General features: G+C 64.6%; 24 protein-coding genes. 22 read left to right on the forward strand and 2 right to left on the reverse strand.

Annotated elements, in window-relative coordinates; translation table 11 throughout:
- Window positions 1–17 precede the first annotated feature (17 nt).
- Window positions 18–824, reverse strand: a complete 807-nt coding sequence (gene cysQ / locus AC1Q6Z_RS02520) for a 3'(2'),5'-bisphosphate nucleotidase CysQ (protein ID WP_492647233.1) — start codon at window positions 822–824, stop codon at window positions 18–20.
- Between the two features lie 188 nt (window positions 825–1,012).
- Here cysQ and AC1Q6Z_RS02525 point away from each other — a divergent pair, with 188 nt between their 5' ends.
- The 22 genes from AC1Q6Z_RS02525 (at window position 1,013) to ureG (ending at window position 22,071) form a co-directional block, all read left to right on the forward strand.
- Window positions 1,013–2,263 (forward strand): sarcosine oxidase subunit beta family protein, encoded by a 1,251-nt coding sequence (locus tag AC1Q6Z_RS02525; RefSeq protein WP_492646613.1) that lies wholly within the window; start codon window positions 1,013–1,015, stop codon window positions 2,261–2,263.
- Between the two features lie 7 nt (window positions 2,264–2,270).
- On the forward strand, window positions 2,271–2,546 hold the full coding sequence (locus tag AC1Q6Z_RS02530; RefSeq protein ID WP_492646614.1) for a sarcosine oxidase subunit delta: 276 nt from the start codon (window positions 2,271–2,273) through the stop codon (window positions 2,544–2,546).
- Window positions 2,543–5,500: a sarcosine oxidase subunit alpha family protein gene (locus AC1Q6Z_RS02535; protein ID WP_492646615.1), complete on the forward strand. Its 2,958-nt coding sequence runs from the start codon at window positions 2,543–2,545 to the stop codon at window positions 5,498–5,500. The genes AC1Q6Z_RS02530 and AC1Q6Z_RS02535 overlap by 4 nt, the downstream gene beginning before the upstream one ends.
- Before the next feature lie 10 nt (window positions 5,501–5,510).
- A complete protein-coding gene (locus AC1Q6Z_RS02540) occupies window positions 5,511–6,065 on the forward strand; it encodes a sarcosine oxidase subunit gamma (RefSeq protein ID WP_492646616.1) in 555 nt (184 codons plus the stop codon).
- Between the two features lie 120 nt (window positions 6,066–6,185).
- Window positions 6,186–8,612, forward strand: a complete 2,427-nt coding sequence (locus AC1Q6Z_RS02545) for a GcvT family protein (protein WP_492646617.1) — start codon at window positions 6,186–6,188, stop codon at window positions 8,610–8,612.
- Window positions 8,613–8,894: 282 nt separating this feature from the next.
- Window positions 8,895–9,797 carry a branched-chain amino acid ABC transporter permease gene (locus AC1Q6Z_RS02550; protein WP_256121061.1) on the forward strand — a complete coding sequence of 301 codons (903 nt, stop codon included), beginning with the start codon at window positions 8,895–8,897 and terminating at the stop codon, window positions 9,795–9,797.
- A gap of 3 nt (window positions 9,798–9,800) precedes the next feature.
- Window positions 9,801–11,189, forward strand: coding sequence for a high-affinity branched-chain amino acid ABC transporter permease LivM (livM, locus tag AC1Q6Z_RS02555; RefSeq protein ID WP_492646618.1), 1,389 nt, complete (start codon window positions 9,801–9,803; stop codon window positions 11,187–11,189).
- On the forward strand, window positions 11,189–12,109 hold the full coding sequence (locus AC1Q6Z_RS02560; RefSeq protein WP_439616003.1) for an ABC transporter ATP-binding protein: 921 nt from the start codon (window positions 11,189–11,191) through the stop codon (window positions 12,107–12,109). The genes livM and AC1Q6Z_RS02560 overlap by 1 nt, the downstream gene beginning before the upstream one ends.
- Window positions 12,106–12,831 carry an ABC transporter ATP-binding protein gene (locus AC1Q6Z_RS02565; protein WP_256121064.1) on the forward strand — a complete coding sequence of 242 codons (726 nt, stop codon included), beginning with the start codon at window positions 12,106–12,108 and terminating at the stop codon, window positions 12,829–12,831. Before AC1Q6Z_RS02560 ends, AC1Q6Z_RS02565 begins: the two co-directional genes overlap by 4 nt.
- Window positions 12,832–12,852: 21 nt before the next feature.
- Window positions 12,853–13,197, forward strand: coding sequence for a DUF6867 family protein (locus AC1Q6Z_RS02570; protein WP_256121065.1), 345 nt, complete (start codon window positions 12,853–12,855; stop codon window positions 13,195–13,197).
- Window positions 13,198–13,311: 114 nt separating this feature from the next.
- Complete coding sequence (locus AC1Q6Z_RS02575; protein ID WP_256121066.1) at window positions 13,312–14,430, forward strand: branched-chain amino acid ABC transporter substrate-binding protein; 1,119 nt, start codon at window positions 13,312–13,314, stop codon at window positions 14,428–14,430.
- A gap of 152 nt (window positions 14,431–14,582) precedes the next feature.
- Window positions 14,583–15,422, forward strand: a complete 840-nt coding sequence (locus AC1Q6Z_RS02580; protein ID WP_492646619.1) for an urease accessory protein UreD — start codon at window positions 14,583–14,585, stop codon at window positions 15,420–15,422.
- Between the two features lie 115 nt (window positions 15,423–15,537).
- Window positions 15,538–15,840 carry an urease subunit gamma gene (locus AC1Q6Z_RS02585; protein WP_256121068.1) on the forward strand — a complete coding sequence of 101 codons (303 nt, stop codon included), beginning with the start codon at window positions 15,538–15,540 and terminating at the stop codon, window positions 15,838–15,840.
- A 4-nt stretch (window positions 15,841–15,844) separates the two neighbouring features.
- Window positions 15,845–16,099, forward strand: a complete 255-nt coding sequence (locus AC1Q6Z_RS02590) for a DUF1272 domain-containing protein (protein ID WP_492646620.1) — start codon at window positions 15,845–15,847, stop codon at window positions 16,097–16,099.
- 10 nt (window positions 16,100–16,109) lie between these two features.
- On the forward strand, window positions 16,110–16,415 hold the full coding sequence (locus AC1Q6Z_RS02595; protein WP_327508573.1) for an urease subunit beta: 306 nt from the start codon (window positions 16,110–16,112) through the stop codon (window positions 16,413–16,415).
- 1 nt (window position 16,416) lies between these two features.
- A complete protein-coding gene (locus tag AC1Q6Z_RS02600; protein WP_439616005.1) occupies window positions 16,417–16,848 on the forward strand; it encodes a lysozyme inhibitor LprI family protein in 432 nt (143 codons plus the stop codon).
- Window positions 16,849–16,857: 9 nt separating this feature from the next.
- On the forward strand, window positions 16,858–17,502 hold the full coding sequence (locus AC1Q6Z_RS02605) for a glycosyltransferase family 29 protein (protein ID WP_492646621.1): 645 nt from the start codon (window positions 16,858–16,860) through the stop codon (window positions 17,500–17,502).
- A gap of 3 nt (window positions 17,503–17,505) precedes the next feature.
- On the forward strand, window positions 17,506–19,212 hold the full coding sequence (gene ureC, locus AC1Q6Z_RS02610; protein WP_492646622.1) for an urease subunit alpha: 1,707 nt from the start codon (window positions 17,506–17,508) through the stop codon (window positions 19,210–19,212).
- Between the two features lie 93 nt (window positions 19,213–19,305).
- A complete protein-coding gene (locus AC1Q6Z_RS02615; protein ID WP_492646623.1) occupies window positions 19,306–20,139 on the forward strand; it encodes a GGDEF domain-containing protein in 834 nt (277 codons plus the stop codon).
- A gap of 157 nt (window positions 20,140–20,296) precedes the next feature.
- Window positions 20,297–20,767, forward strand: a complete 471-nt coding sequence (ureE, locus tag AC1Q6Z_RS02620) for an urease accessory protein UreE (RefSeq protein WP_439616009.1) — start codon at window positions 20,297–20,299, stop codon at window positions 20,765–20,767.
- On the forward strand, window positions 20,739–21,428 hold the full coding sequence (locus tag AC1Q6Z_RS02625; RefSeq protein ID WP_492646624.1) for an urease accessory protein UreF: 690 nt from the start codon (window positions 20,739–20,741) through the stop codon (window positions 21,426–21,428). Before ureE ends, AC1Q6Z_RS02625 begins: the two co-directional genes overlap by 29 nt.
- Window positions 21,429–21,459: 31 nt before the next feature.
- Window positions 21,460–22,071, forward strand: coding sequence for an urease accessory protein UreG (ureG, locus tag AC1Q6Z_RS02630; protein ID WP_492646625.1), 612 nt, complete (start codon window positions 21,460–21,462; stop codon window positions 22,069–22,071).
- Here the strand turns inward: ureG and AC1Q6Z_RS02635 are convergent.
- A complete protein-coding gene (locus tag AC1Q6Z_RS02635) occupies window positions 22,068–22,751 on the reverse strand; it encodes a Crp/Fnr family transcriptional regulator (RefSeq protein WP_492646626.1) in 684 nt (227 codons plus the stop codon). The two genes, ureG and AC1Q6Z_RS02635, sit on opposite strands and share 4 nt — an antisense overlap.
- Between the last annotated feature and the right edge of the window lie 12 nt (window positions 22,752–22,763).

Below are 22,763 nucleotides of genomic sequence, written 5' to 3' on the forward strand. Positions count from 1 at the left end.
CTCGTCGAGCAATCTGGTTATTTTGTGTTCGCCGCCGGGTCCGTGCGCCAATCCGCGCTGGCGGCGATGAAATTCGGGTTGGCGAAGTCTGCGTCGCTGGCCTGGTTGGTCTTGCCGTAGAGGAGGGGGCTGCCGTCCAGCGTGTGGGTCATGCCGCCAGCGGCGCGCAGCACGGCGTCGCCCGCCGCAGTGTCCCATTCCATGGTGCGGCCGAAGCGCGGATAGACGTCGGCAAGCCCTTCCGCGACAAGGCAGAATTTCAGCGAAGAGCCGATCGCCGTGCAGGCATCGATGCCGTGGTCGTCGAGAAAACGCGCGGTTTCCGGCGTGGCGTGCGAGCGGCTTGCGACCGCCGTCAGCGCATTGCCGCGGCTGCGGCAGCCGATGGCCTGACGCCGGGAAATCGTGGTTTCGTCGGCCACCTCGAAACGCTCCGCCCGATCCTCCTCGGCGACGAAACCCACCGACAGCGCAGGCGCATAGACGATGCCGGCAATCGGCGCGCCATCGCGGATCAGTGCGATATTCACAGTGAATTCGCTGCGGCCGGCAATGAATTCCTTCGTGCCGTCGAGCGGATCGACGAGGAAGAAGGTGCCGCCGGAAATATCCGGCACGCTGCCGGCGGCGACGGCCTCTTCGGCAACCACCGGGATTGTCGGAAAATGCAGCGCGAGCGCCTCCAGAATGAGCCGTTCGGCTTCCTCGTCCGCGGCGGTCACCGGCGAGCGGTCCGACTTGTAGTGCACGTCCGCCCCGGCGCTATGGATGGCCATGATGGCGCGCCCGGCGGCAAGGGCTGCGCTTTCCATCACCTGCTTCAGCTCTGTCCTGTCTGGCTGCATGCGTCTCGTCCTGCCGTTTCTTGCCCATGCCTTAGACGCGGTGCCGCGCGAAAGCAAATGCCGCGCCTCGCCATTGCACGCGGAAAGTTTCCGGTGCGGCAAGACGCCGCCGGCCTTGCTGTTTGTGCTGCATATGCGAATGTGGGGCGACTGATCCAGGATTCTGCATGCGCTATTCCGCCCTTTCGATCTTCAAGCAAGCCTTTGCCGGAAACCTAGGCTGGACGCCCGCCTGGCGGGAGCCGGCGCCGAAGCCGCATTACGACGTGATCATCGTCGGTGGCGGCGGGCATGGGCTGGCGACGGCCTATTACCTCGCCCGGGAATTCGGTATCCGCAACATCGCGGTGGTCGAGAAGGGTTATCTCGGCTCCGGCAATGTCGGGCGCAACACCACCATCGTGCGTTCCAACTATATGCTGCCCGGCAACGAGCCGTTCTACGAGTTTTCGCTGAAGCTCTGGGAAGGGCTGGAGCAGGAGCTCAATTACAATGTGATGTTCTCGCAGCGCGGCATCATCAACCTTTATCACAATGACGGCCAGCGCGATCAGTATATCCGCCGCGGCAACGCCATGATGATGGAAGGTGTGGCGGCCGAACTTCTCGACCGCGAGTCGCTGAAGAAGATGCTGCCCTTCCTCAATTTCGAGCATGCGCGTTTCCCCATCATGGGTGGCTTGCTGCAAAAGCGCGCCGGCACGGCGCGCCACGATGCCGTCGCCTGGGGTTTTGCGCGCGGCGCGGACCGGCTCGGCGTCGATCTCATCCAGAACTGCGAGGTCACCGGCATCCGCCGGGAAAACGGTGCCGTCACGGGCGTCGAGACGACGAGGGGTTTCATCGGCTGCAACAAGCTGGCGCTCGCCGCTGCCGGCAACACCTCGTGTGTCGGCGAGATGGCGGGGCTGAAGCTGCCGATCGAGAGCCATGTGCTGCAGGCTTTCGTCACCGAGGGCCTGAAGCCCTGCATCGACCACGTCATTACCTATGGCGCCGGGCACTTCTATATCTCGCAGTCCGACAAGGGCGGCCTGGTCTTCGGCGCGGAGATCGACGGCTATTCCTCCTATGCGCAACGCGGCAACCTCGCGACGGCCGAGCATGTGATGGAGGAGGGGGTGACGATGATCCCCGGTCTTTCGCGTGTGCGGGTGCTGCGCGCATGGGGCGGTGTCATGGACATGTCGATGGACGGTTCGCCGATCATCGACCGCACGCCGATCGAAAACCTCTACCTGAACTGCGGCTGGTGTTACGGCGGCTTCAAGGCGACGCCGGCTTCCGGTTTCTGCTTCGCCCACCTGATCGCCAAGGGCGAGAGCCATCATGTGGCGCGCGCGCTCAGGCTCGATCGTTTCGAGCGCGGCTTCCCAATCGACGAGGCGGGTGTGGGCACCCAGCCGAACCTGCATTGAGTGAGTGATGGCAAGCCTGATTTCCTGTCCGCATTGCGGCACCCGCGCCAAGGAAGAGTTTTTCATCCGCGGGGATGCGACGCCGGTTCGTCCCGCGCCGATGGCTGGCGACGACGTGTGGAACGATTATGTGCATGTGCGCGCCAATCCGCGCGGCCGCGTCCGCGAACATTGGCAGCATGTCGCCGGCTGCCGGCGCTGGCTGGTGGTGGAGCGGGACAATTTTACCCATGAGGTGTTTTCCGTCAGCGATGCCGCGGCGGCAAGGGGAGGCGAACGATGACCGCCTATCGCCTCGCCACCGGCGGCCTCGTCGACCGCAGCCATGCCGTGCGCTTCTCCTTCGATGGCACCGCGCTCACCGGCCATGCCGGCGATACGCTCGCCTCGGCGCTCATCGCCAATGACCGCCTGCTCGTTGCCCGCAGCTTCAAGTACCACCGCCCGCGCGGCATCGTGACGGCCGGGCCGTCCGAACCGAATGCGCTGGTGACCATCGGCACGGGCGAGCGGCGCGATCCGAACACCAAAGCGACCGGCGCCGAACTCTACGATGGCGTCGAAGCCGTGAGCCAGAACCGCTGGCCTAGCCTCACCTATGATATCGGCGCGGTGAACAACCTGATGTCGCGCTTCCTTTCGGCCGGCTTCTACTACAAGACCTTCATGTGGCCCGCCGCCTTCTGGGAAAAGGTCTATGAGCCGCTGATCCGCCGCGCCGCCGGGCTCGGCCGCACGAGCCTGCCGCGTGATCCGGATAGCTATGAGAAAAGCTGGGCGCATTGCGACCTGCTCGTCGTCGGCTCCGGCCCGGCCGGCCTTGCCGCGGCGCTCACGGCCGCCCGGTCCGGCTTGCGCGTCCTTCTCGCCGAGCAGGATTTCGTTCTCGGCGGCGCGTTGCTCTCCGAGGCGACGAAGCTGGATGGCGAGGCGCCCTATGTCTTTGCCCGGCGCGCCATCGACGAGCTCCAGAACCATGCGAATGTCACCCTCCTGCCGCGCACCACGGTGTTCGGCTGGTACGACGACAATGTCTTCGGCGCGGTCGAGCGGGTGCAGAAGCACGGCGTGACCATCGATCCCGGCAAGCCCGTCGAGCGCCTGTGGCGCATCGTGGCGAAGCACGCGATCCTCGCCACCGGCGCGGAAGAACGGCCGCTGGTCTTCGGCGGCAACGACAGGCCGGGCATCATGACGGCGAGCGCTGTCAGCACCTATGCCAACCGCTTTGGCGTGGCTGCCGGCAAGTCCGTCGCGGTGTTCACCAACGGCGCGTCCGGTTATCGCACGGCGCAGGATCTCGTCGCTCATGGCATCGAGGTCGCGGCCCTCATCGATAGCCGCGCGGATGCCGCCGACAGCGCGCCGGCTGGCGTGCGGCTGGTTCGCGGCGGCTCCATCATCGATACGAAGGGGCGCCAGCGTGTCCGCGCGGTCGTCACCGATCGCGGCGGCTTCGAAGAGTTGATCGCCTGCGATGCCGTGGCGATGTCCGGCGGCTGGAGCCCCGTGATCCACCTCGCCTGCCAGCGCGGCGGCAAGGCGGCCTGGTCGGAGGCCTTGCAAGCGTTTCTCGCGCCGGAAGCGGGTGCGGGGCTGGTGATGGCCGGTGCAGCGGCAGGGCATTATCGCCTGTCGGAATGTTTCGAGGATGGCGCGCGCAAGGCGTCGGCCATCGTGGAGAGCCTCGGGCGGCCGGTCGCCGGCTTCGAGCGCCCTTCCATCGGCGAGGAGATCGATCCGTCTTTCACGGCGCTCTGGCATGTGCCGGGGGCGAAATCCAAGGCCTTTGTCGATTTCCAGAACGACGTTCACACCAAGGATCTCGGCCTTGCCGTGCGCGAAGGGTTCGGCCATGTCGAACACGCCAAGCGCTACACGACGGGCGGCATGGCGACGGACCAGGGCAAGCTCGGCAACATCAATGCCATCGGCATTCTCGCGACCATGCGCGGCGTCAGCCCCGCCGAGGTCGGCACCACCACCTTCCGGCCGTTCTACACGCCCGTCTCCTTCGGCGCGCTCGCCGGCACATCGGTCGGCGAACACAACATGCCGACCCGCCGCTCGCCGCTGCATGGCTGGGCGGCGCGCAACGGCGCGGTCTTCATCGATGCCGGGCTTTGGTATCGTTCCTCCTGGTTCCCGAAAGCGGGCGAAAAGACCTGGCGCGACAGCATCGACCGGGAAGTCAGGAATGTTCGCGAAAATGCCGGCCTCTGCGATGTCTCGACGCTCGGAAAAATCGAGGTTTTCGGGCCGGATGCGGCCGAGTTCCTGAACCGGCTCTATTGCAATCCCGTGCTGAAACTGCCCGTCGGCAAGGCCCGCTATGGCCTGATGCTGCGTGAGGACGGCATGGTCTATGATGACGGCACGGTGAGCCGGCTGGCGGAGGAGCATTTCCTCGTCACGACCACGACGGCCCTTGCGGGCGGCGTGCTCTCGCATATGGAGTTCGCCGCGCAGGTGCTGTGGCCGGAACTGCGCGTGCGCTTCCTCTCCGTCTCCGACCAATGGGCGCAGATGTCGATTGCCGGGCCGAAGGCGCGCGCCATCCTGCAAGCCGTTGTCGAGGACGACCTGTCGCCTGCCGCTTTCCCGTTCCTCGCCGCCCGCGAGGTGCGGCTGAAGGGCAATCTGAAGGCGCGGCTCTTCCGCATTTCTTTCTCCGGCGAGCTTGCCTATGAGCTGGCGGTGCCGGCGGGCTATGGCGAGGCGGTGGCGGATGCGCTGATGCGGGCGGGTCAGCCGCACGGGCTTTGCGCCTATGGTGTCGAGGCGCTAAACGTGCTGCGCATCGAGAAGGGGCATGTCACCCATGCCGAACTCGACGGCCGCGTGACGCCCGACGATGCGGGCCTTGGCCGCATGATGGGTTCGGCCAAGCCGGATTTCATCGGCAAGCGGCTGTCGACGCGATTCGGCCTGACGGCGGCGGACCGCGCCCAGCTCGTCGGCCTTCGGGCGCTGGAGGCGGACAAGGACATGCGCGCCGGCGCGCACCTGCTGAAGGACGGCGCGAAGCCTTCGACGCTGAACGACCAAGGCTGGGTGAGTTCCGCCTGCTTTTCGCCGACGCTCGGCAGCCACATTGCGCTTGGCTTCCTCAAGTCCGGCCGTGAGCGTTACGGCGAGAAAATCGTGGTTTGGGACCAGTTGCGCGGCGTCGAGGCGATGGCGGAGGTCTGCGATCCGGTCTTCGTCGATCCGGAAAACCGCAAGCTGATGGCGTGAGGTGAGGGCGATGGCTTACGATTATCAGGCGGTGCATGCGCTGGATGGCATGATTGGTGCGATTTCCGAGCGGCGGCTCAATCACCTCGCTGCCCACCGCACGACGGCGATCGCCACGGTGCTGGCGGCGCCCGGCCAGACGGCGGAGGCGGCGGGCATCCTGGTTGCGAACGGCGAGTTCGAGGCCCGCTTTTCCGGCCCCGGCGAATGGCTCGTGCTGTCCGAGGTGCACGCGCCGGAAACGCTCGCCGCCGAACTCGGCCTGCGCCTCGGCCATTTCGCCTTCGTCGCCGACCAGAGCCATGGCCGCGTCGCGCTGACGCTTTCCGGCCCGGATGCCGCGCGCATCCTGGCGAACGGCATCGCTGTCGATCTGCATCCCGAGGCCTTTCCGGTCGGCCGCGCGGCGAACGTCCTGTGCAACCATCTCTCGGTCAACCTCGCCCGCACGGGTGAGGCGAGCTTCGATCTCATCGTGATGCGCAGCTTCGCCGAGGCGCTGGTGGGCGACCTGAAGGTGATGGCGCGGAGCTTCGACCTGTCGGTGGATTTCGCCACGCGCTGACAAAATCGGCAAAGCGACATGAGGTTTCGCACCACGGGCTTGTCGGGCATCCGCGGGACAAAATAGGCTGCGCTTCGTTCGCAGCAATTCCCTTCAACCCGCCGAAAGCCGGAGTTTTTCATGAAGAGCCATGCAAGGGTCGTCGTCATCGGGGGCGGCGTCGTCGGCTGTTCCGTCCTCTATCATCTCACCAAATTCGGCTGGACCGATGTCGTGCTCGTCGAGCGCTCGGAGCTGACCTCCGGCTCGACCTGGCATGCGGCCGGCGGCATGCACACGATCAATGGCGACCCGAACGTCGCCAAGCTGCAGAAATATACGGTGGAGCTCTACAAGGAGATCCAGGACTATTCCGGCCAGGATATCGGCCTGCACATGACCTCCGGCATGATGCTGGCGTCCACCAAGGACCGGTTCGACTGGATGAAGTCGATCCTCGCCAAGGGCCGCTACATGGGCCTCGACGCCCATCTGCTGACGCCGAAGGAAGCGCATGACCTGATGCCGCTGCTCGATCCCGACCAGTTCGTCGGCGCGGTGTTCGATCCCGTCGAAGGCCATCTCGACCCCTACGGCACGACGCATGCCTATGCGAAATCGGCCAAGAAGAACGGCGCCGACATCTACCTGCACACCAAGGTGGAAGACCTCGTGCAGCGAGAGGACGGCACCTGGCGCGTCATCACCGACAAGGGCGAAATCATCGCCGAACATGTCGTCAATTGCGGTGGCCTCTGGGCGCGCGAGGTGGGCCGCATGGTGGGGCTGGAGCTGCCGGTGCTCGCCATGGAGCACATGTATCTCATCACCGAGGACATGCCCGAGGTCATCGAGTTCAACCAGACGCGCGGCAAGGAGCTGATGCACTGCGTCGACTTCGACGGGGAAATCTATCTCCGCCAGGAGCGCAACGGCATGCTGATGGGCACCTATGAAAAGGCCTGCCGCCCGTGGTCGCCGCTCACCACGCCCTGGAATTTCGGCCACGAGCTTCTGGCAGAGGATATCGAGCGAATCACGCCGGAACTGGAAGTCGGCTTCCGCCATTTCCCAGCCTTCAACAAGGCGGGCATCAAGAAGATCATCAACGGCCCCTTCACCTTCTCGCCGGATGGCAATCCGCTGGTCGGCCCGGTGCGCGGCATGACGAATTACTGGTCGGCCTGCGCCGTCATGGCGGGCTTCAGCCAGGGCGGCGGCGTGGGGCTGGCGCTCGCCAACTGGATGATCCACGGCGATCCGGGCTTCGATGTCTTCGCCATGGACGTTTCCCGCTACGGCGACTTCGCGACGCTCGCCTATACCAATGCCAAGGTGCGCGAAAACTATTCGCGCCGCTTCTCGATCCGCTATCCGAACGAGGAGCTGCCGGCCGGCCGGCCTCTGCTGACGACGCCGATCTACGACAAGCTGAAGGAGGCCGGTGCCGTCTTCGGCGCCTCCTATGGCCTTGAACAGCCGCTGTGGTTTGCGCCAAAAGGCGTCGAGGATCATTTCTCGTGGCGCCGTTCGACGGACTTCGACACCGTCGGCGCGGAAGCGAAAGCAGTGCGCGAGAGCGTCGGCCTGATGGAGACATCGGGCTTCGCCAAATATGCGGTGAAGGGGGAGGGCGCAGAAGCCTGGCTCGACCGGCTGCTCACCTGCCGCATTCCCGCGACCGGCCGCATGACGCTGGCGCCTATGCTGAAGGACGATGGCAAGCTGATCGGCGATTTCACGCTGGCAAAGCTCGGCGAGGGGGATTTCCTGCTCATCGGCTCCGGCATCGCCGAGGACTATCATATGCGGTGGTTCGAGACGCACCTGCCGAAGGACGGCTCGGTGACGCTCGAAGCGCTCAACCTCGCGCTCGTCGGCCTCGCGATTGCCGGGCCGAAGGCGCGTGACGTCATGCAGAATCTGACGCACCAGGACCTTTCGACCCCGGCCTTCCCCTTCATGGCGGTGCGCCGCATGGATCTCGGCATGGCGCCGGCGATCGTCGGGCGCGTCAGCTATACCGGCGATCTCGGCTACGAAATCTGGATGAAGCCGCAATACCAGCGCTACCTCTACGATCTGATTCTTGAGGCCGGCGCCGAATTCGGCATCAAGCTCTTCGGGTTGCGCGCGCTCAACGCGCTCCGCCTCGAAAAATCCTACGGAAGCTGGTCGCGCGAATACCGCCCGCTCTATGGGCCGCTCGAAGCGGGGCTGGAGCGTTTCGTGGCGGTCAAGAAGGACGCCGACTTCATCGGCAAGGCGGCGGCGAAGGCCGAGCGCGAATCAGGCGGCGCGCTGCGCCTGCGCACCTTCATCCTCGACGCGAAGGATGCCGATGTCATCGGCGATGAACCGATCTACCTGAATGGCGAAGTGCGCGGCTGGGTGACGTCCGGCGGTTATGCCCATGCAGCCGGCGTTTCCGTCGCGGTCGGCTACGTGCCGAAGGAGATCGCCGACGTCGAAAGCGGCTGGTCGATCGAGCTTCTTGGCGAGATCCTGGCGGCGCGCCCGCAGCCGGAACCGATGTTCGACGCCTCCGGCGCGAAAATGCGCGGCTGAGTGTTCCGTTCAGGCGGCGCTGTCTCAAAACGGGACAGCGCCGCCTGCTGCTTTCATGCATCTTTTCGGGCAAGGGCGTGGCTTTTCCTGCCGATTTTTTGGTTTCCCTGGCGTTAAATGCGTCATTTAACCGTTCTTGCTAAAGAAATTGTCGATCCCGGCTTTTTGGGCTTCCCTTTTGTATCGAAAGCGGTATGGAATCCCCTTCGTCTAACAAGCTCAAAAAAGAGCGTTAAGAACAAGAGATGTGGCCGATCAGGAACCGCATCCGGGGGATTGCAAATGGAATATTTTGTCCAGCAGCTCGTCAATGGGCTGACGCTTGGATCTATCTATGGATTGATAGCCATCGGCTACACCATGGTTTACGGCATCATCGGCATGATCAATTTCGCCCATGGCGATATCTTCATGCTGGGCGGGTTCGCCGCTCTCATCGTCTTCCTTCTCCTCACCAGCGTGTTTGCCGGCCTTCCGGTCGTTTTGCTGCTGCTGGTGATGATCGCCGCGGCCATGCTGACGGCGTCTTTGTGGAACTGGACGATCGAAAAGGTGGCCTACCGGCCGCTGCGCGGTTCGTTCCGCCTGGCGCCGCTGATCACCGCCATCGGCATGTCGATCGCGCTGTCGAACTTCATCCAGGTCACGCAGGGTCCGCGCAACAAGCCGATCCCGCCGCTGGTGTCGTCGGTCTACAATGTCTTCGGCATCTCGATCTCGCTGAAACAGCTTATCATCATGGTGCTGACGGTCATCCTGCTGACGACCTTCTGGTACATCGTCAACAAGACCTCGCTGGGTAGAGCGCAACGGGCGACCGAACAGGACCGCAAGATGGCGGCGCTGCTCGGCATCGACGTCGACCGGACGATCTCCGTGACCTTCATCATGGGCGCCTCGCTCGCGGCCGTCGCCGGCACGATGTACCTGATGTATTACGGCGTGACCGTCTTCACCGACGGCTTCATTCCGGGCGTCAAGGCCTTCACGGCCGCGGTTCTGGGCGGCATCGGCTCGCTTCCGGGCGCGGTTCTGGGCGGCCTGCTCATCGGTCTCATCGAGAGCCTTTGGTCCGCCTACTTCACCATCGACTACAAGGACGTCGCGACGTTCTCCATCCTCGCCATCGTCCTGATCTTCAAGCCGTCCGGTATTCTCGGACGACCGGAAGTCGAGAAGGTTTGATCCATGACCAACATTGCAAACACGTCTGAGCGCGCCGGCGGTAACCTGACGGCGCAGGCTCTGCGCGAGGGCTTTTATGCCGGCGTCATCTCGCTCGGCCTCTTCGTCCTCTTCGTCGGTCTCGAGACCACGCAGAACATCCGCAACGAGCTGGTCATCAACCAGCGCTGGGGGCTGCTGGCGATCTTCGTGATCGTCGCCGCCGTCGGCCGCTTCCTCTCGGTCGCCTATCTGCGGCCCTGGGCGGCAGCCCGCAAGGCGAGCGCCGCGGCCAGGCCGGTGGACGAGGACGTCAGCTTCTTCAAGCGCAACTTCTCGAAGATCGCGATCGTCGCGCTGCTCGTCTATCCGCCGCTGATGGTCATGCTGTTCGGCGTGCAGGGCTCGCTGAAGTGGGTCGACAACTTCGGCATCCAGATCCTCATCTACGTGATGCTCGCCTGGGGCCTGAACATCGTGGTCGGCCTCGCCGGTCTGCTCGACCTCGGCTATGTCGCCTTCTATGCGGTGGGCGCCTATTCCTACGCGCTGCTGTCGCAGCAGTTCGGCTTCTCCTTCTGGGTGCTCCTGCCGCTCGCCGGCATTCTGGCCGCCTTCTGGGGCATGATCCTCGGCTTCCCGGTGCTGCGCCTCAAGGGCGACTATCTCGCCATCGTGACGCTCGCCTTCGGGGAGATCATCCGCCTGGTGCTCATCAACTGGACGGAAGTGACCAAGGGCACCTTCGGCGTCTCCGGCATTCCGAAAGCCTCGGTCTTCGGCATCTGGTCCTTCGATGTCAGCGCGCCGAACAACTTCGCCAAGGCCTTCGACCTGCCGATGTCGTCGGCCTACTACAAGATCTTCCTGTTCTATCTCATCCTCGCGCTCGCGCTGTTGACCGCCTATGTGACGATCAAGCTGCGCCGCATGCCGATCGGCCGGGCCTGGGAAGCGCTGCGTGAAGACGAGATCGCCTGCCGCTCGCTCGGCATCAACACGGTGACGACCAAGCTGACGGCCTTCTCCATAGGCGCGATGTTCGGCGGTTTTGCCGGCTCCTTCTTCGCCGTGCGCCAGGGCTTCGTCTCGCCGGAAAGCTTCGTCTTCCTCGAATCGGCGATCATCCTCGCCATCGTGGTTCTCGGCGGCATGGGTTCGCTCGTCGGCATCGCGATCGCTGCGGCGGTGATGGTCGGCGGCACGGAGCTCCTGCGCGAGATGACCTTCCTGAAGGCGGTCTTCGGCCCGGACTTCACGCCGGAACTCTACCGCATGCTGATCTTCGGCATCGCGATGGTGGTGGTCATGGTCTGGAAGCCGCGTGGCTTCGTCGGAAGCCGTGAGCCGACCGCGTTCCTCAAGGAACGCAAGGCGGTCTCCGGCAGCTTCACCAAGGAAGGGCACGGCTGATGGCGACCCTGACCAACGTGGCGACGAACACAGCGACAAAGACCATGACGAACGATCCCATCCTGAAAGTCGAGCATCTCTCGATGCGCTTCGGTGGCCTCATGGCCATCAACGACCTCTCCTTCGAGGCGCATCGCGGCGATATCACCGCGCTGATCGGCCCGAACGGTGCGGGCAAGACCACGGTCTTCAACTGCGTGACCGGCTTCTACAAGCCGACCATGGGCATGATCACCATGCGCCAGAAGGGCGGCCGGGAGTTCCTGCTGGAACGCATGACCGACTTCGAGGTCAATCGCGATGCGAAGGTGGCACGCACCTTCCAGAACATCCGGCTCTTCTCGGGCCTGACCGTGCTGGAAAACCTGCTCGTCGCCCAGCACAACATGCTGATGAAGGCGTCCGGCTATACGATCCTCGGCCTGCTCGGTTTCCCGACCTACAAGAAGGCTGCGGGCGAATCGGTCGATATCGCCAAATACTGGCTGGAGAAGGCGAACCTCATCGATCGCGCCGACGATCCGGCCGGCGACCTTCCCTACGGTGCGCAGCGTCGCCTGGAAATCGCCCGCGCCATGTGCACGGGGCCGGAATTCCTATGCCTCGACGAACCGGCGGCGGGCCTCAACCCGCGGGAATCGCTGACGCTCAACGAGCTGCTGCGCTCGATCCGCAAAGACAGCGGCACGTCGATCCTGCTCATCGAGCACGACATGTCGGTGGTCATGGAAATCTCCGACCACGTCGTCGTGCTCGAATATGGCCAGAAGATTTCCGACGGCACGCCGGACCATGTGAAGAACGATCCGAAGGTTATCGCGGCCTATCTCGGTGTGGAAGACGATGAGGTCGAAGAGGTGATTGAAGAGATCGAGGTTATCGCCGAGAGCGAAGGCCCGCAGGGAGGGTCGCACGCATGAGTGATACGCTTCTCAGCGTCCAGGGCGTGGAAACCTACTACGGCAACATCCGCGCGCTCGCCGGTGTCAATGTCGAGGTGAAGAGGGGCGAGATCGTCAGCCTGATCGGTGCGAACGGCGCCGGCAAGTCGACGCTGATGATGACGATCTGCGGCAGCCCGCAGGCGCGCACCGGCACGGTCACCTTCGACGGCGAAGACATCACGCGCGTGCCGACGCATCTGATCGCGCGCCGCCGCATTGCGCAATCGCCGGAAGGGCGCCGCATCTTCCCGCGCATGACGGTCTATGAAAACCTTCAGATGGGCGCGAGCCTCGACAATCTGAAGTTCTTCAACGAGGACGTGGAGAAGATCTTCACGCTCTTCCCGCGCCTCAAGGAACGCCAGGCCCAGCGCGGCGGCACGCTTTCGGGCGGCGAGCAGCAGATGCTGTCCATCGGCCGTGCGCTGATGGCGCGTCCGAAGCTCCTGCTTCTCGACGAACCGTCGCTCGGTCTGGCACCGCTGATCATCAAGCAGATCTTCGACGCCATCAAGGTCTTGAACCAGGAGCAGGGTCTGACCGTGTTCCTCGTCGAGCAGAACGCCTTCGCCGCCCTCAAGCTCTCCAACCGGGCCTATGTGATGGTCAACGGCCAGGTGACGATGAGCGGTTCGGGCAAGGAACTTCTGGCCAATCCGGAAGTGCGCGCCGCCTATCTTGAAGGCGGGCGCCACTAGGGCGGTCGAGAGGAGAAAAAAATGCAGGGAATTCTCTACGAAGAACCGTCCATCTGGCAGTTCCTGTTCATCACCGTCATCATGGGCGGCTGGACTGCCTGGCGCACCGGCAAGAGCGTTGCGGAGAACTGGCAGAACTATACGACGCTGCTGATCTACGTGGCTCTGCTCGGCGTCGCCATCCGCTTCATCCACCACGCTTTGTTCCACGGCAGCATGCTGACGGTGCAGTACTATGTCGTGGACACCGCCGTGCTTTTGTTGTTTGCTACGCTCGGTTACCGCTACTATCGCACGCGGCAAATGACCAACAACTACTACTGGCTCTATGAAAAGGCGTCGCTTTTTTCATGGAAGTCTAAATAACCAGAGGGAACTCCGCGACCGCCTCCTGGTCGCGGGATAAAGCATATCGGCGCAATGATGCGGGTGTTGCGACCGGTTGAAAACGAGCCCGCGTTTAATTTTGGGAGTAACACAATGAAGAAGTCTCTCCTGTCGGCTGTTGCTTTGGCTGCAATGGTCGCATTCAGCGGCAACGCATGGGCCGACATCCTGATCGGCGTCGGCGGCCCGCTGACCGGCCCGAACGCTGCCTTCGGCGCACAGCTCCAGAAGGGTGCCGAGCAGGCTGCTGCCGACATCAACGCTGCTGGCGGCATCAACGGCGAGCAGGTCAAGATCGTGCTCGGCGACGACGTCTCCGACCCGAAGCAGGGCGTTTCCGTTGCCAACAAGTTCGTTGCTGACGGCGTGAAGTTCGTTGTCGGCCACTTCAACTCGGGCGTTTCCATCCCGGCTTCGGAAATCTACGCTGAAAACGGCGTCCTGCAGATCTCGCCGGCTTCCACCAACCCGACCTACACGGAACGCGGTCTGTGGAACACCTTCCGTACCTGCGGCCGTGACGACCAGCAGGGCGCGGTAGCCGGTGCCTTCATCGCTGCAAACTTCAAGGATGGCAAGGTTGCCGTTCTGCACGACAAGACGCCTTACGGCCAGGGTCTCGCAGACGAAACCAAGAAGGCGACGAACGAAGCCGGCATCACGGAAGTGATCTATGAAGGCGTCAACGTCGGCGACAAGGACTTCTCCGCTCTCATCGCCAAGATGAAGGAAGCCGGCGTCAACGTCGTCTATTGGGGCGGCCTGCACACCGAGTTCGGCCTCATCGAGCGCCAGGCTGCCGACCAGGGCCTGAAGGCTCAGTTCATCTCGGGCGACGGTATCGTCTCGAACGAACTGGCTTCCATCGCTGGCGACGCCGTTGACGGCACGCTGATGACCTTCGCTCCGGATCCGCGCAAGAACGCAGCTGCCAAGGACCTCGTCGAGAAGTTCCGCGCAGCCGGCTTCGAGCCGGAAGCCTACACGCTCTACGCTTATGCTGCCGTCCAGGTCATCGCTGAAGGCGCCAAGGCTGCCGGTGGCATCGATCCGCAGGCTGTTGCTGAAGCCATCAAGTCGAAGGGTCCGTTCCAGACCGCCATCGGCGAACTCGGCTTCGACGAAAAGGGCGACATCACCCGCCCGGACTACGTCCTCTACACCTGGAAGAAGGGTGAAGACGGCAAGTACACCTACGTCGAGAACGAATAATCGTCTCACGCGGGACGGGCGGCGCATGCACGCCGCCCGACCGTCTCAGCTTCGAGCCCGGCCTTCGCGCCGGGCTTTTTTATGGCCGCCCGCACGCGCAAGCGCTTGCGCCGGAGGGCCGCATCGGGGAACCTGCCGGCATGACAGCATCCATGGAACAACCACCCGTTCAGCAAGGGGAAGGCGCTTTGCCGCGGCCGCAACGGGCGCGCGGGCAGGGGCGGCTTGCCGCGAAAGCGTCCGCCGCCGGCACGCGCCTCGACGTGCTCTATCAGGATGGTTGCGCCAAAATCCGCCTGCCAAAGACCTTCGACGGAACGATGGAGGCCGTGCTCATCAACACAGCCGGCGGGCTGACGGGCGGCGACCGCATCGACTGGTATCTTTCGGCGGCCGCCGGCACGCGGCTGACGGCAACGACGCAGGCCTGCGAGCGGATCTACAAGGCGAGCGCCTCCACCGCGACGGTCGAGACGCGCATCGAGGTCGGCGCCGGCGCGCGGGTGGACTGGCTGCCGCAGGAAACCATTCTCTTCGATCGCTCCTCGCTCACCCGCCGGCTGGAGGTCGACCTTGCGGAAGACGCGCGCTTCCTGGCGGTCGAGGCCATCCTGCTCGGCCGCAAGGCGATGGGCGAGCAGATGGAGACGGGGCTCTTCCGTGACCGCTGGCGCATCCGCCGCGCCGGCAGGCTGATCCATGCGGAGGAGGCGTGCCTTTCGGGTGACGTGGCGGCGCTGACGGGCGAGCGCGCTGTGCTGGCCGGCGCGCGTGCCTTCGCCACCGTGCTCTTTTGCGGGCCGGAGGCGGAAGCCCATCTGGAGCCGCTGCGCCGGCTTCTCAGCGAAACCGATGGCGGCGTCAGCCATTGGCAGGACAAGCTCGTCGCGCGCCTGGTGGCGGACGACGGTTTCGCCCTGAGAAAAAAACTGCTGCCGCTTATTTCGCACTTGCGTAACGGCGCGAGCGTGCCGAAAGTCTGGACTCTATAGCGCGCTAAGCAATCCTATGGATTTGCCTCCGCGCGCCACCTTCCTGTTTTGCGTATGTCGCGCGCGCAAAACCTTTGCATAGTAGGCGCGATCGGAATCAAGCGATGGACTGCCTATGAATCTCACTCCCCGCGAAAAGGACAAACTGCTGATTGCCATGGCGGCGATCGTGGCGCGCAGGCGGCTGGAGCGCGGCGTGAAGCTCAACCATCCCGAGGCGATCGCGCTGATCAGCGATTTCGTCGTCGAGGGCGCGCGCGACGGCCGCTCCGTCGCCGACCTCATGGAGGCGGGCGCCCATGTGCTGACGCGCGACCAGGTGATGGAGGGCATCCCCGAGATGATCCACGACATCCAGGTGGAAGCGACCTTTCCCGACGGCACGAAGCTCGTGACCGTGCACGAACCGATACGGTAGGACCATGCTCGACCTCAGGCCCAACTGCGAATGCTGCGACCGCGATCTTTCGCCGGAAAGCCTGGACGCGATGATCTGCACCTTCGAATGCACCTTCTGCGCCGATTGCGTGACGGGCGTTCTTGGCGGCGCCTGCCCGAATTGCGGCGGCGACTTCACGCGCCGGCCGGTGCGGCCGGCGGCGCTGCTTGCAAAATATCCGGCATCCACCAAGCGGGTCCTGAAAGCCGAAGGCTGCGGGCCGGCAAAGGCCGCGTGAGAGGAAGACCATGATCCCGGGTGAAATCATCGCCGCGAGCGGCGACATCGAACTCAATGCCGGCCTGCCGGTGACCACGCTGGACGTCGCCAATACCGGCGACCGGCCGATCCAGGTGGGCAGCCACTACCATTTCTACGAAACCAATGCCGGGCTCGCCTTCGACCGCGAGACGACCCGCGGCCTGCGCCTCGACATCCCGGCGGGCACGGCGGTGCGCTTCGAGCCGGGGCAGACGCGCACGGTTCGTCTCATTCCCTTCACCGGCAAGCGCGAGATCTACGGTTTCCGCCAGAGCGTGATGGGAAAACTCTGACATGGCGTTGCATTTCCGGACCCTTCTTGCCGCCGCCTTCCTTCTCGTCCCGGCCACCTTCGCGGCCGCCCAGGACAACGAGCCGGAGGTCGACTGCGATAACGCCATGACGCAGATGGACATGAACATCTGCGCCCACCGCGACTACGAGACCGCCGATACGGAGCTGAACGCCGTCTACAAGAAGGCGATGGATGCGGCGCGCGAGATGGACGTGCAGGCCAAGGACATGGGCGAGCACTATGTCGGCGCCGTCGATGCGCTGAAGCGCGCGCAGCGGGCCTGGATCGGCTATCGCGACGGCCAGTGCGAATTGGCCGGTTTTGCGGCGCGTGGCGGCTCGATGGAGCCGATGCTGGTTTCCGGCTGCCTCGCCGATCTCACGCAGAAGCGCACGGCGGAACTGAAAACCGTCTACGAATCGGAAAACTGAGGGCCGCCGGTGTCGCGCAGCATCGCCATCGTCGGAAACGGCAGCATCCCCGAAGGCGTGGCGGGGGCGATCGATGCCGCCGACCTGGTGATCCGCTTCAACGATTGCCGCTCGGCGGGCCGCGGCGGGCAGAGGACCGATGTCGTCGCCGTCTGCAACACCGGCCGCCCGGCGCTCGGCATGCTCGGCGGCGGGCGCTGGAAGGCGAGCGAACCGGTGCAACAAGCGGGGGAATTCTGGTGCGTGCGGGCTTCGGAAACGTTTGCCGCCATGCGCGCGCCGCTTGCCACAAGCCATCCCGATCTCGATGATTTCTGCGACGACTACACGATCGGCTTCGAAACCTTCGCCCGCGCCACCGGCCGGCGGCTGAGCGTCGTTCCGGCCGCGACCCACCAGGCGCTCGACGCCGCACTTTCGGCCTTCGATCCGCCGCCCTATGTGGTGCCGAGTTCCGGCCTGATCGTCATCGCCCACGTGCTCGACGCGATCGCCGGGGAGGGCGACCGCGTCTCGATCGCCGGCTTCGGCCATGAGGGCTGGGAATGGCATCCCTTCGCCGCGGAGCGGCGCTGGGCGGATGCGCAAATCGCCGCCGGCCGCCTCGAACGTCTCGACCACCAGAACACGACACCTGCCTCCCGGGGAACCTGAACCATGTCCTACAGAATGTCCCGCGCCGCCTATGCCAACATGTTCGGCCCGACCACGGGCGACAAGGTGCGGCTTGCCGATACCGAGCTCTTCGCCGAGGTGGAGAAGGATTTCACCACCTATGGCGACGAGGTGAAGTTCGGCGGCGGCAAAGTCATTCGCGACGGCATGGGCCAGAGCCAGGCGACGCGCGCCGAGGGCGCCGTCGATACCGTCATCACCAACGCGCTGATCATCGACCACAGCGGCATCTTCAAGGCCGATGTCGGCCTGAAGAACGGCCGCATCGCCGGGCTCGGCAAGGCCGGCAATCCGGATACGCAGCCGGGCGTCACCATCATCGTCGGCCCCTCGACGGAGGTGATCGCCGGCGAGGGAAAGATCCTGACGGCGGGCGGCATGGACGCCCACATCCACTATATCTGCCCGCAGCAGATCGACGAGGCGCTGGCAAGCGGCATCACCACCATGCTCGGCGGCGGCTCCGGCCCGGCGCATGGCACGCTCGCGACGACCTGCACGGGCGCGTGGCATATCGAGCGCATGATCGAGAGTTTCGACGCCTTCCCGATGAACCTCGCGCTTGCCGGCAAGGGCAATGCCTCGCTTCCAGCACCCATCGAGGAGATGGTGAAGGCCGGCGCTTCGTCGCTGAAGCTGCACGAGGACTGGGGCACGACGCCGGCGGCGATCGACTGCTGCCTGTCCGTTGCCGACGAATACGACGTGCAGGTGATGATCCACACCGACACGCTCAACGAAAGCGGCTTCGTCGAGGACACGATCGACGCCATCAAGGGCCGCACCATCCACGCCTTCCACACGGAGGGGGCGGGCGGCGGCCATGCGCCGGACATCATCAAGGTCTGCGGCCACGCCAACGTCATCCCGTCCTCGACCAATCCGACGCGGCCCTACACGGTCAACACGATCGCCGAGCATCTCGATATGCTGATGGTCTGCCATCACCTGTCGTCGTCGATCCCGGAGGATATCGCCTTTGCCGAAAGCCGCATCCGCAAGGAGACCATCGCGGCCGAGGACATCCTGCACGATATCGGCGCCTTCTCGATCATCTCTTCCGACAGCCAGGCGATGGGCCGCGTCGGGGAAGTGGCGATCCGCACCTGGCAGACCGCCGACAAGATGAAGCGCCAGCGCGGCAGGCTTACCGGCGAGACGGGTGAAAACGACAACCTGCGCATTCGCCGCTACATCGCGAAATACACGATCAACCCGGCCATCGCCCAGGGCCTCAGCCACGAGATCGGCTCCATCGAGGTCGGCAAGCGGGCGGACCTCGTTTTGTGGAACCCGGCCTTCTTCGGTGTAAAGCCCGACATGGTGCTCCTGGGCGGCACGATCACCATGGCGCCGATGGGCGATCCGAATGCCTCGATCCCGACGCCGCAGCCGGTGCATTACCGGCCGATGTTCGGCGCCTTCGGCAAGATGCGCACCAATTCCTCCGTCACCTTCGTCTCGCAGGCGGCGATCGATCTTGGCCTGCGCGATCGTCTCGGCGTCGCCAAGCAGCTCCTGCCGGTGCGCAACACGCGAAAAATCTCCAAGGCCTCGATGATCCTCAACGACCTGACGCCGCATATCGAGGTGGATCCGGAGACCTACGAGGTGCGCGCGGACGGCGAATTGCTCACCTGCGAGCCCGCGACCGTGCTGCCGATGGCGCAGCGCTATTTCCTGTTCTAGCCTCAAAACGGGACAGTTAAACTTGTACCGACTGCTTTAGACGAATCTGAAAGGAAGTCGCGTAATATCCTTCCGTTCAAGATGGAGAGATTTATGCGTGGCAGGCTGGCCCTTTGGCTGAGGGCCCAGTGGGAGGTCGGTGTCTTCCGGACACGGGCCGACATTTCGACTTTCGTGCTGAACACCGTTCTGGTGGCGATCACGCTTGCCACCGCGACCTACCTCATGGTTGCGGCAATCCTCACGAATTTCAGCTTTTTCCCCTATCCTTTCAGTGAAGCGCTGGGTTTCAACACCTCCACGACGGTGATGATCGCGGCGAGCGTGTCCGCGCTGCTCGCCTGGCTGCTGGGCACCGCCGTCCATGAAATGGCGCTGTCGCGCGCGGAATTCGAGCGGCTGAGCCGGCTCGATCCGCTGTCGGGCCTGTTCAACCGGCGCGCCTTCGCCGAGGAGATGGTGGCGGCGAACGTTAACGGTTTCTTCGTGCTGTTCGACGTCGATCGCTTCAAGGCGGTCAACGACGTTTATGGCCATGCGGCGGGCGATGAGGTCATCGTCGCCATCGCCGAGGAGCTGCAACGGGTTTTTGCGCCCACTCATCTCGTCGGCCGTTTCGGCGGCGAGGAGTTTGCCGTCTTCATCCATGGCGAGGATCGCGGCGATTGCAGCCTGCTGGTCGAGGAGGCGCGCCGCTCCGTCGCCGCGCGCCGGGTCGAGACCGCCCATGGCACGGTCGCCGTCACCATGTCGGCCGGCATTGCCGACCGGCCGGCGAACCGACCGTTCGACGCCGTCTTCGAGGCGGCGGACCATGCACTCTACCTCGCCAAGTCGCTTGGCCGCGACCGGGCGATCCATGAGGACGAGGGCGAGGGCTTGCTGGAGCCGAGCCGCCGGGTCGCGGCGGGCGGGCGCAGGCGTTAAGCATTTCCAGCAAAAGTGTGAAACGGTTTTGCGTTCGGAAATGCGAAGGCAAGTCGCCACCTACGGCAAATGACGTAGGTCGCTGTTTCGATGGTTTCCTTGGCCGGGCAAACATGCTTTTCTCGCCGTCCTATGCATCGACGCCCGAGGTCGCCCTTTGCCCTATCGCTCCACGGAAATCCTGCCACACGGAACCGGCGGAAACCGCACGCCCATCGATATCGTCGTGCTGTCGCACGACCAGCGCCATGTGCGCCGCAAGCTCTTGCACATGCAGCATGACGACGTCGTGATGCTCGACCTGAAGGAGCCGGTGCAGCTTTCCCATGGTGACCTGCTGCTTGCCGAGTCAGGCGAGGTGATCGAGGTGATCGCGGCGGAGGAGGCGCTCTACGAGGTGACGCCGAAGGACCGCCTGCACCTCGTCGAGCTCGCCTGGCATCTCGGCAATCGACACCTGCCGGCGGAGTTCGAGGAGGGCCGCATCCTCATCCTGCGCGACCACGTCATTCGCGACATGCTGATCGGGCTCGGTGCGTCGGTGCGCGAGGTGTCGGAACCTTTCCATCCGCTGCGCGGCGCCTATCACGGCACGGGACATGGCCATCACCACCACGACCATGGCTGAGACGGCATCGCCCGTCGCACTGGTGCGGCTGATGACCTGGCTGTCGCCGGCCTTCCCGGTCGGCGCCTTCTCCTATTCCGGCGGCCTGGAACAGGCGGTGAGCGACGGCGATATTGTAGATGCCGAGGCGCTGCGCGACTGGCTCGCGAGCCTTCTGGCGCATGGCAATCTCTGGAACGACGCCGTGCTGTTCGCCGAGGCGCACCGTATCGCCGACGACCGGGAGCGGCTGGCGGAAGTTGCGGCCCTGGCGGAGGCGCTTTCGGGCTCGGCGGAGCGGCACCGCGAGACGATGTTGCAGGGTGAGGCTTTTCTCGCCGCGGCATCGAGCTGGCCGCATCCGGTGCTGGAGGTGCTGGACAAGGCGGCCTATCCGGTGGCCGTCGGCGCCGTTTCCGGTGCGCATGGCATAACGGCCGAGGCGGCGCTTGCAGCCTATCTGCATGCGGTCGTCTCGAACCTCGTCTCGGTCGCCATCCGCTGCGGCGTCATCGGCCAGCGGGACGGGGTGGCGACGCTGGCGGGGCTGGAGGCGCGCATCGTCGCGCTTGCAGCAACGGCGTCGGCATCGACGCTCGACGACCTCGGCTCGTCGACCATCCGCGCCGATATCACGAGCCTTCGGCACGAGACATTATCGGTCCGGCTGTTCCGCTCATGAGCCGGCAGATTTTTCAGGACGGAGATTTGGAATGACATCGAAGAACGGTCCCCTGCGTGTCGGCATCGGCGGCCCCGTCGGCTCGGGCAAGACGGCGCTCACCGAAAAGCTCTGCAAGGCGATGCGCGAACACTATTCCGTTGCCGTCGTCACCAACGACATTTACACGAAGGAGGATGCGGAGGCGCTGGTGCGCATGCAGGCGTTGCCGTCAGACCGCATCGTCGGCGTGGAGACGGGCGGCTGCCCGCACACGGCGATCCGCGAAGACGCCTCGATCAACCTCCAGGCCATCGCCGATCTCAACCGACGCTTTCCCGATCTCGACGTGGTCTTCATCGAATCCGGCGGCGACAACCTGGCGGCCACCTTCTCGCCGGACCTGGCGGACCTGACGATCTATGTGATTTCCGTCTGCCAGGGTGAGGAAATCCCGCGCAAGGGCGGGCCGGGCATCACCCGCTCGGACCTGCTCGTCATCAACAAGAAGGATCTCGCCCCGCATGTCGGCGCCGATCTCGACGTGATGGAGCGGGACGCGGGGCGCATGCGCGTCGCGCGCCCCTTCGTCTTTTCCGACATGAAGCGGGGCGAGGGCGTCGAGCGCATCGTCGACTTTCTCAAGGTGCAGGGCGGGCTCTAGATCCGCCGCAGCGCTTCCGGATCGCCGATATGGACGAGGCGGCCGCGCACGTTGACGCCGTGGCTGCGCAGCATGGAGAACGCGCGCGACAGCGCTTCGGGTGCCAGCCCGAGTTTTCCGGCGAGCAGGCTTTTCTGGTAGGGCAGGCGGAAGCTCGTCGGCTTGCCCTCCACCGGGCAATGGGCAAGCAGGTAGCGCGCCACGCGCTGCGGGGCGGTGTGCAGCCGGTCGTCGGCGAGGCTGGCGAAGGCGCGGGAAAGCTGCGCCGAAAGCGCGCTGGCGAGCGCGATGGCGAGGTCCGGCCGGCGGCTCGCGATATCGCGCACGCGTCTCAGGTCGAAGCGGGCGATCAGCGAGGGTTCGGCGGCCTGGGCGGTTGCGGCATAACGGCCGCCATCGAGCACGACGCTGGCGCCGATGAGGTCGCCCGGGCCGTAGAGTTCGACATCGGCTTCGCGTCCGTCCGGATCGAGCTTGTAGACGCGCATATAGCCCGAAAGCACGCAATGCAGCATGTCGGCGGGCTCGCCCTCGCGAAACAGCATCTGGCGGGCGGGCAGGTTGCCGATGGCCGCGATCTCCATCATCGCCGCAACGCTTTCCACGCCGAGCACGGACAGGAGGCCGGAATTCAGCAGGGTTTCCCGTTCCCGTGCACCGGGTTTCATCAGCCTGTTCATCGATCTCACTCC

This window comes from Shinella sp. GW835-FHT14H05 (assembly GCF_058793575.1).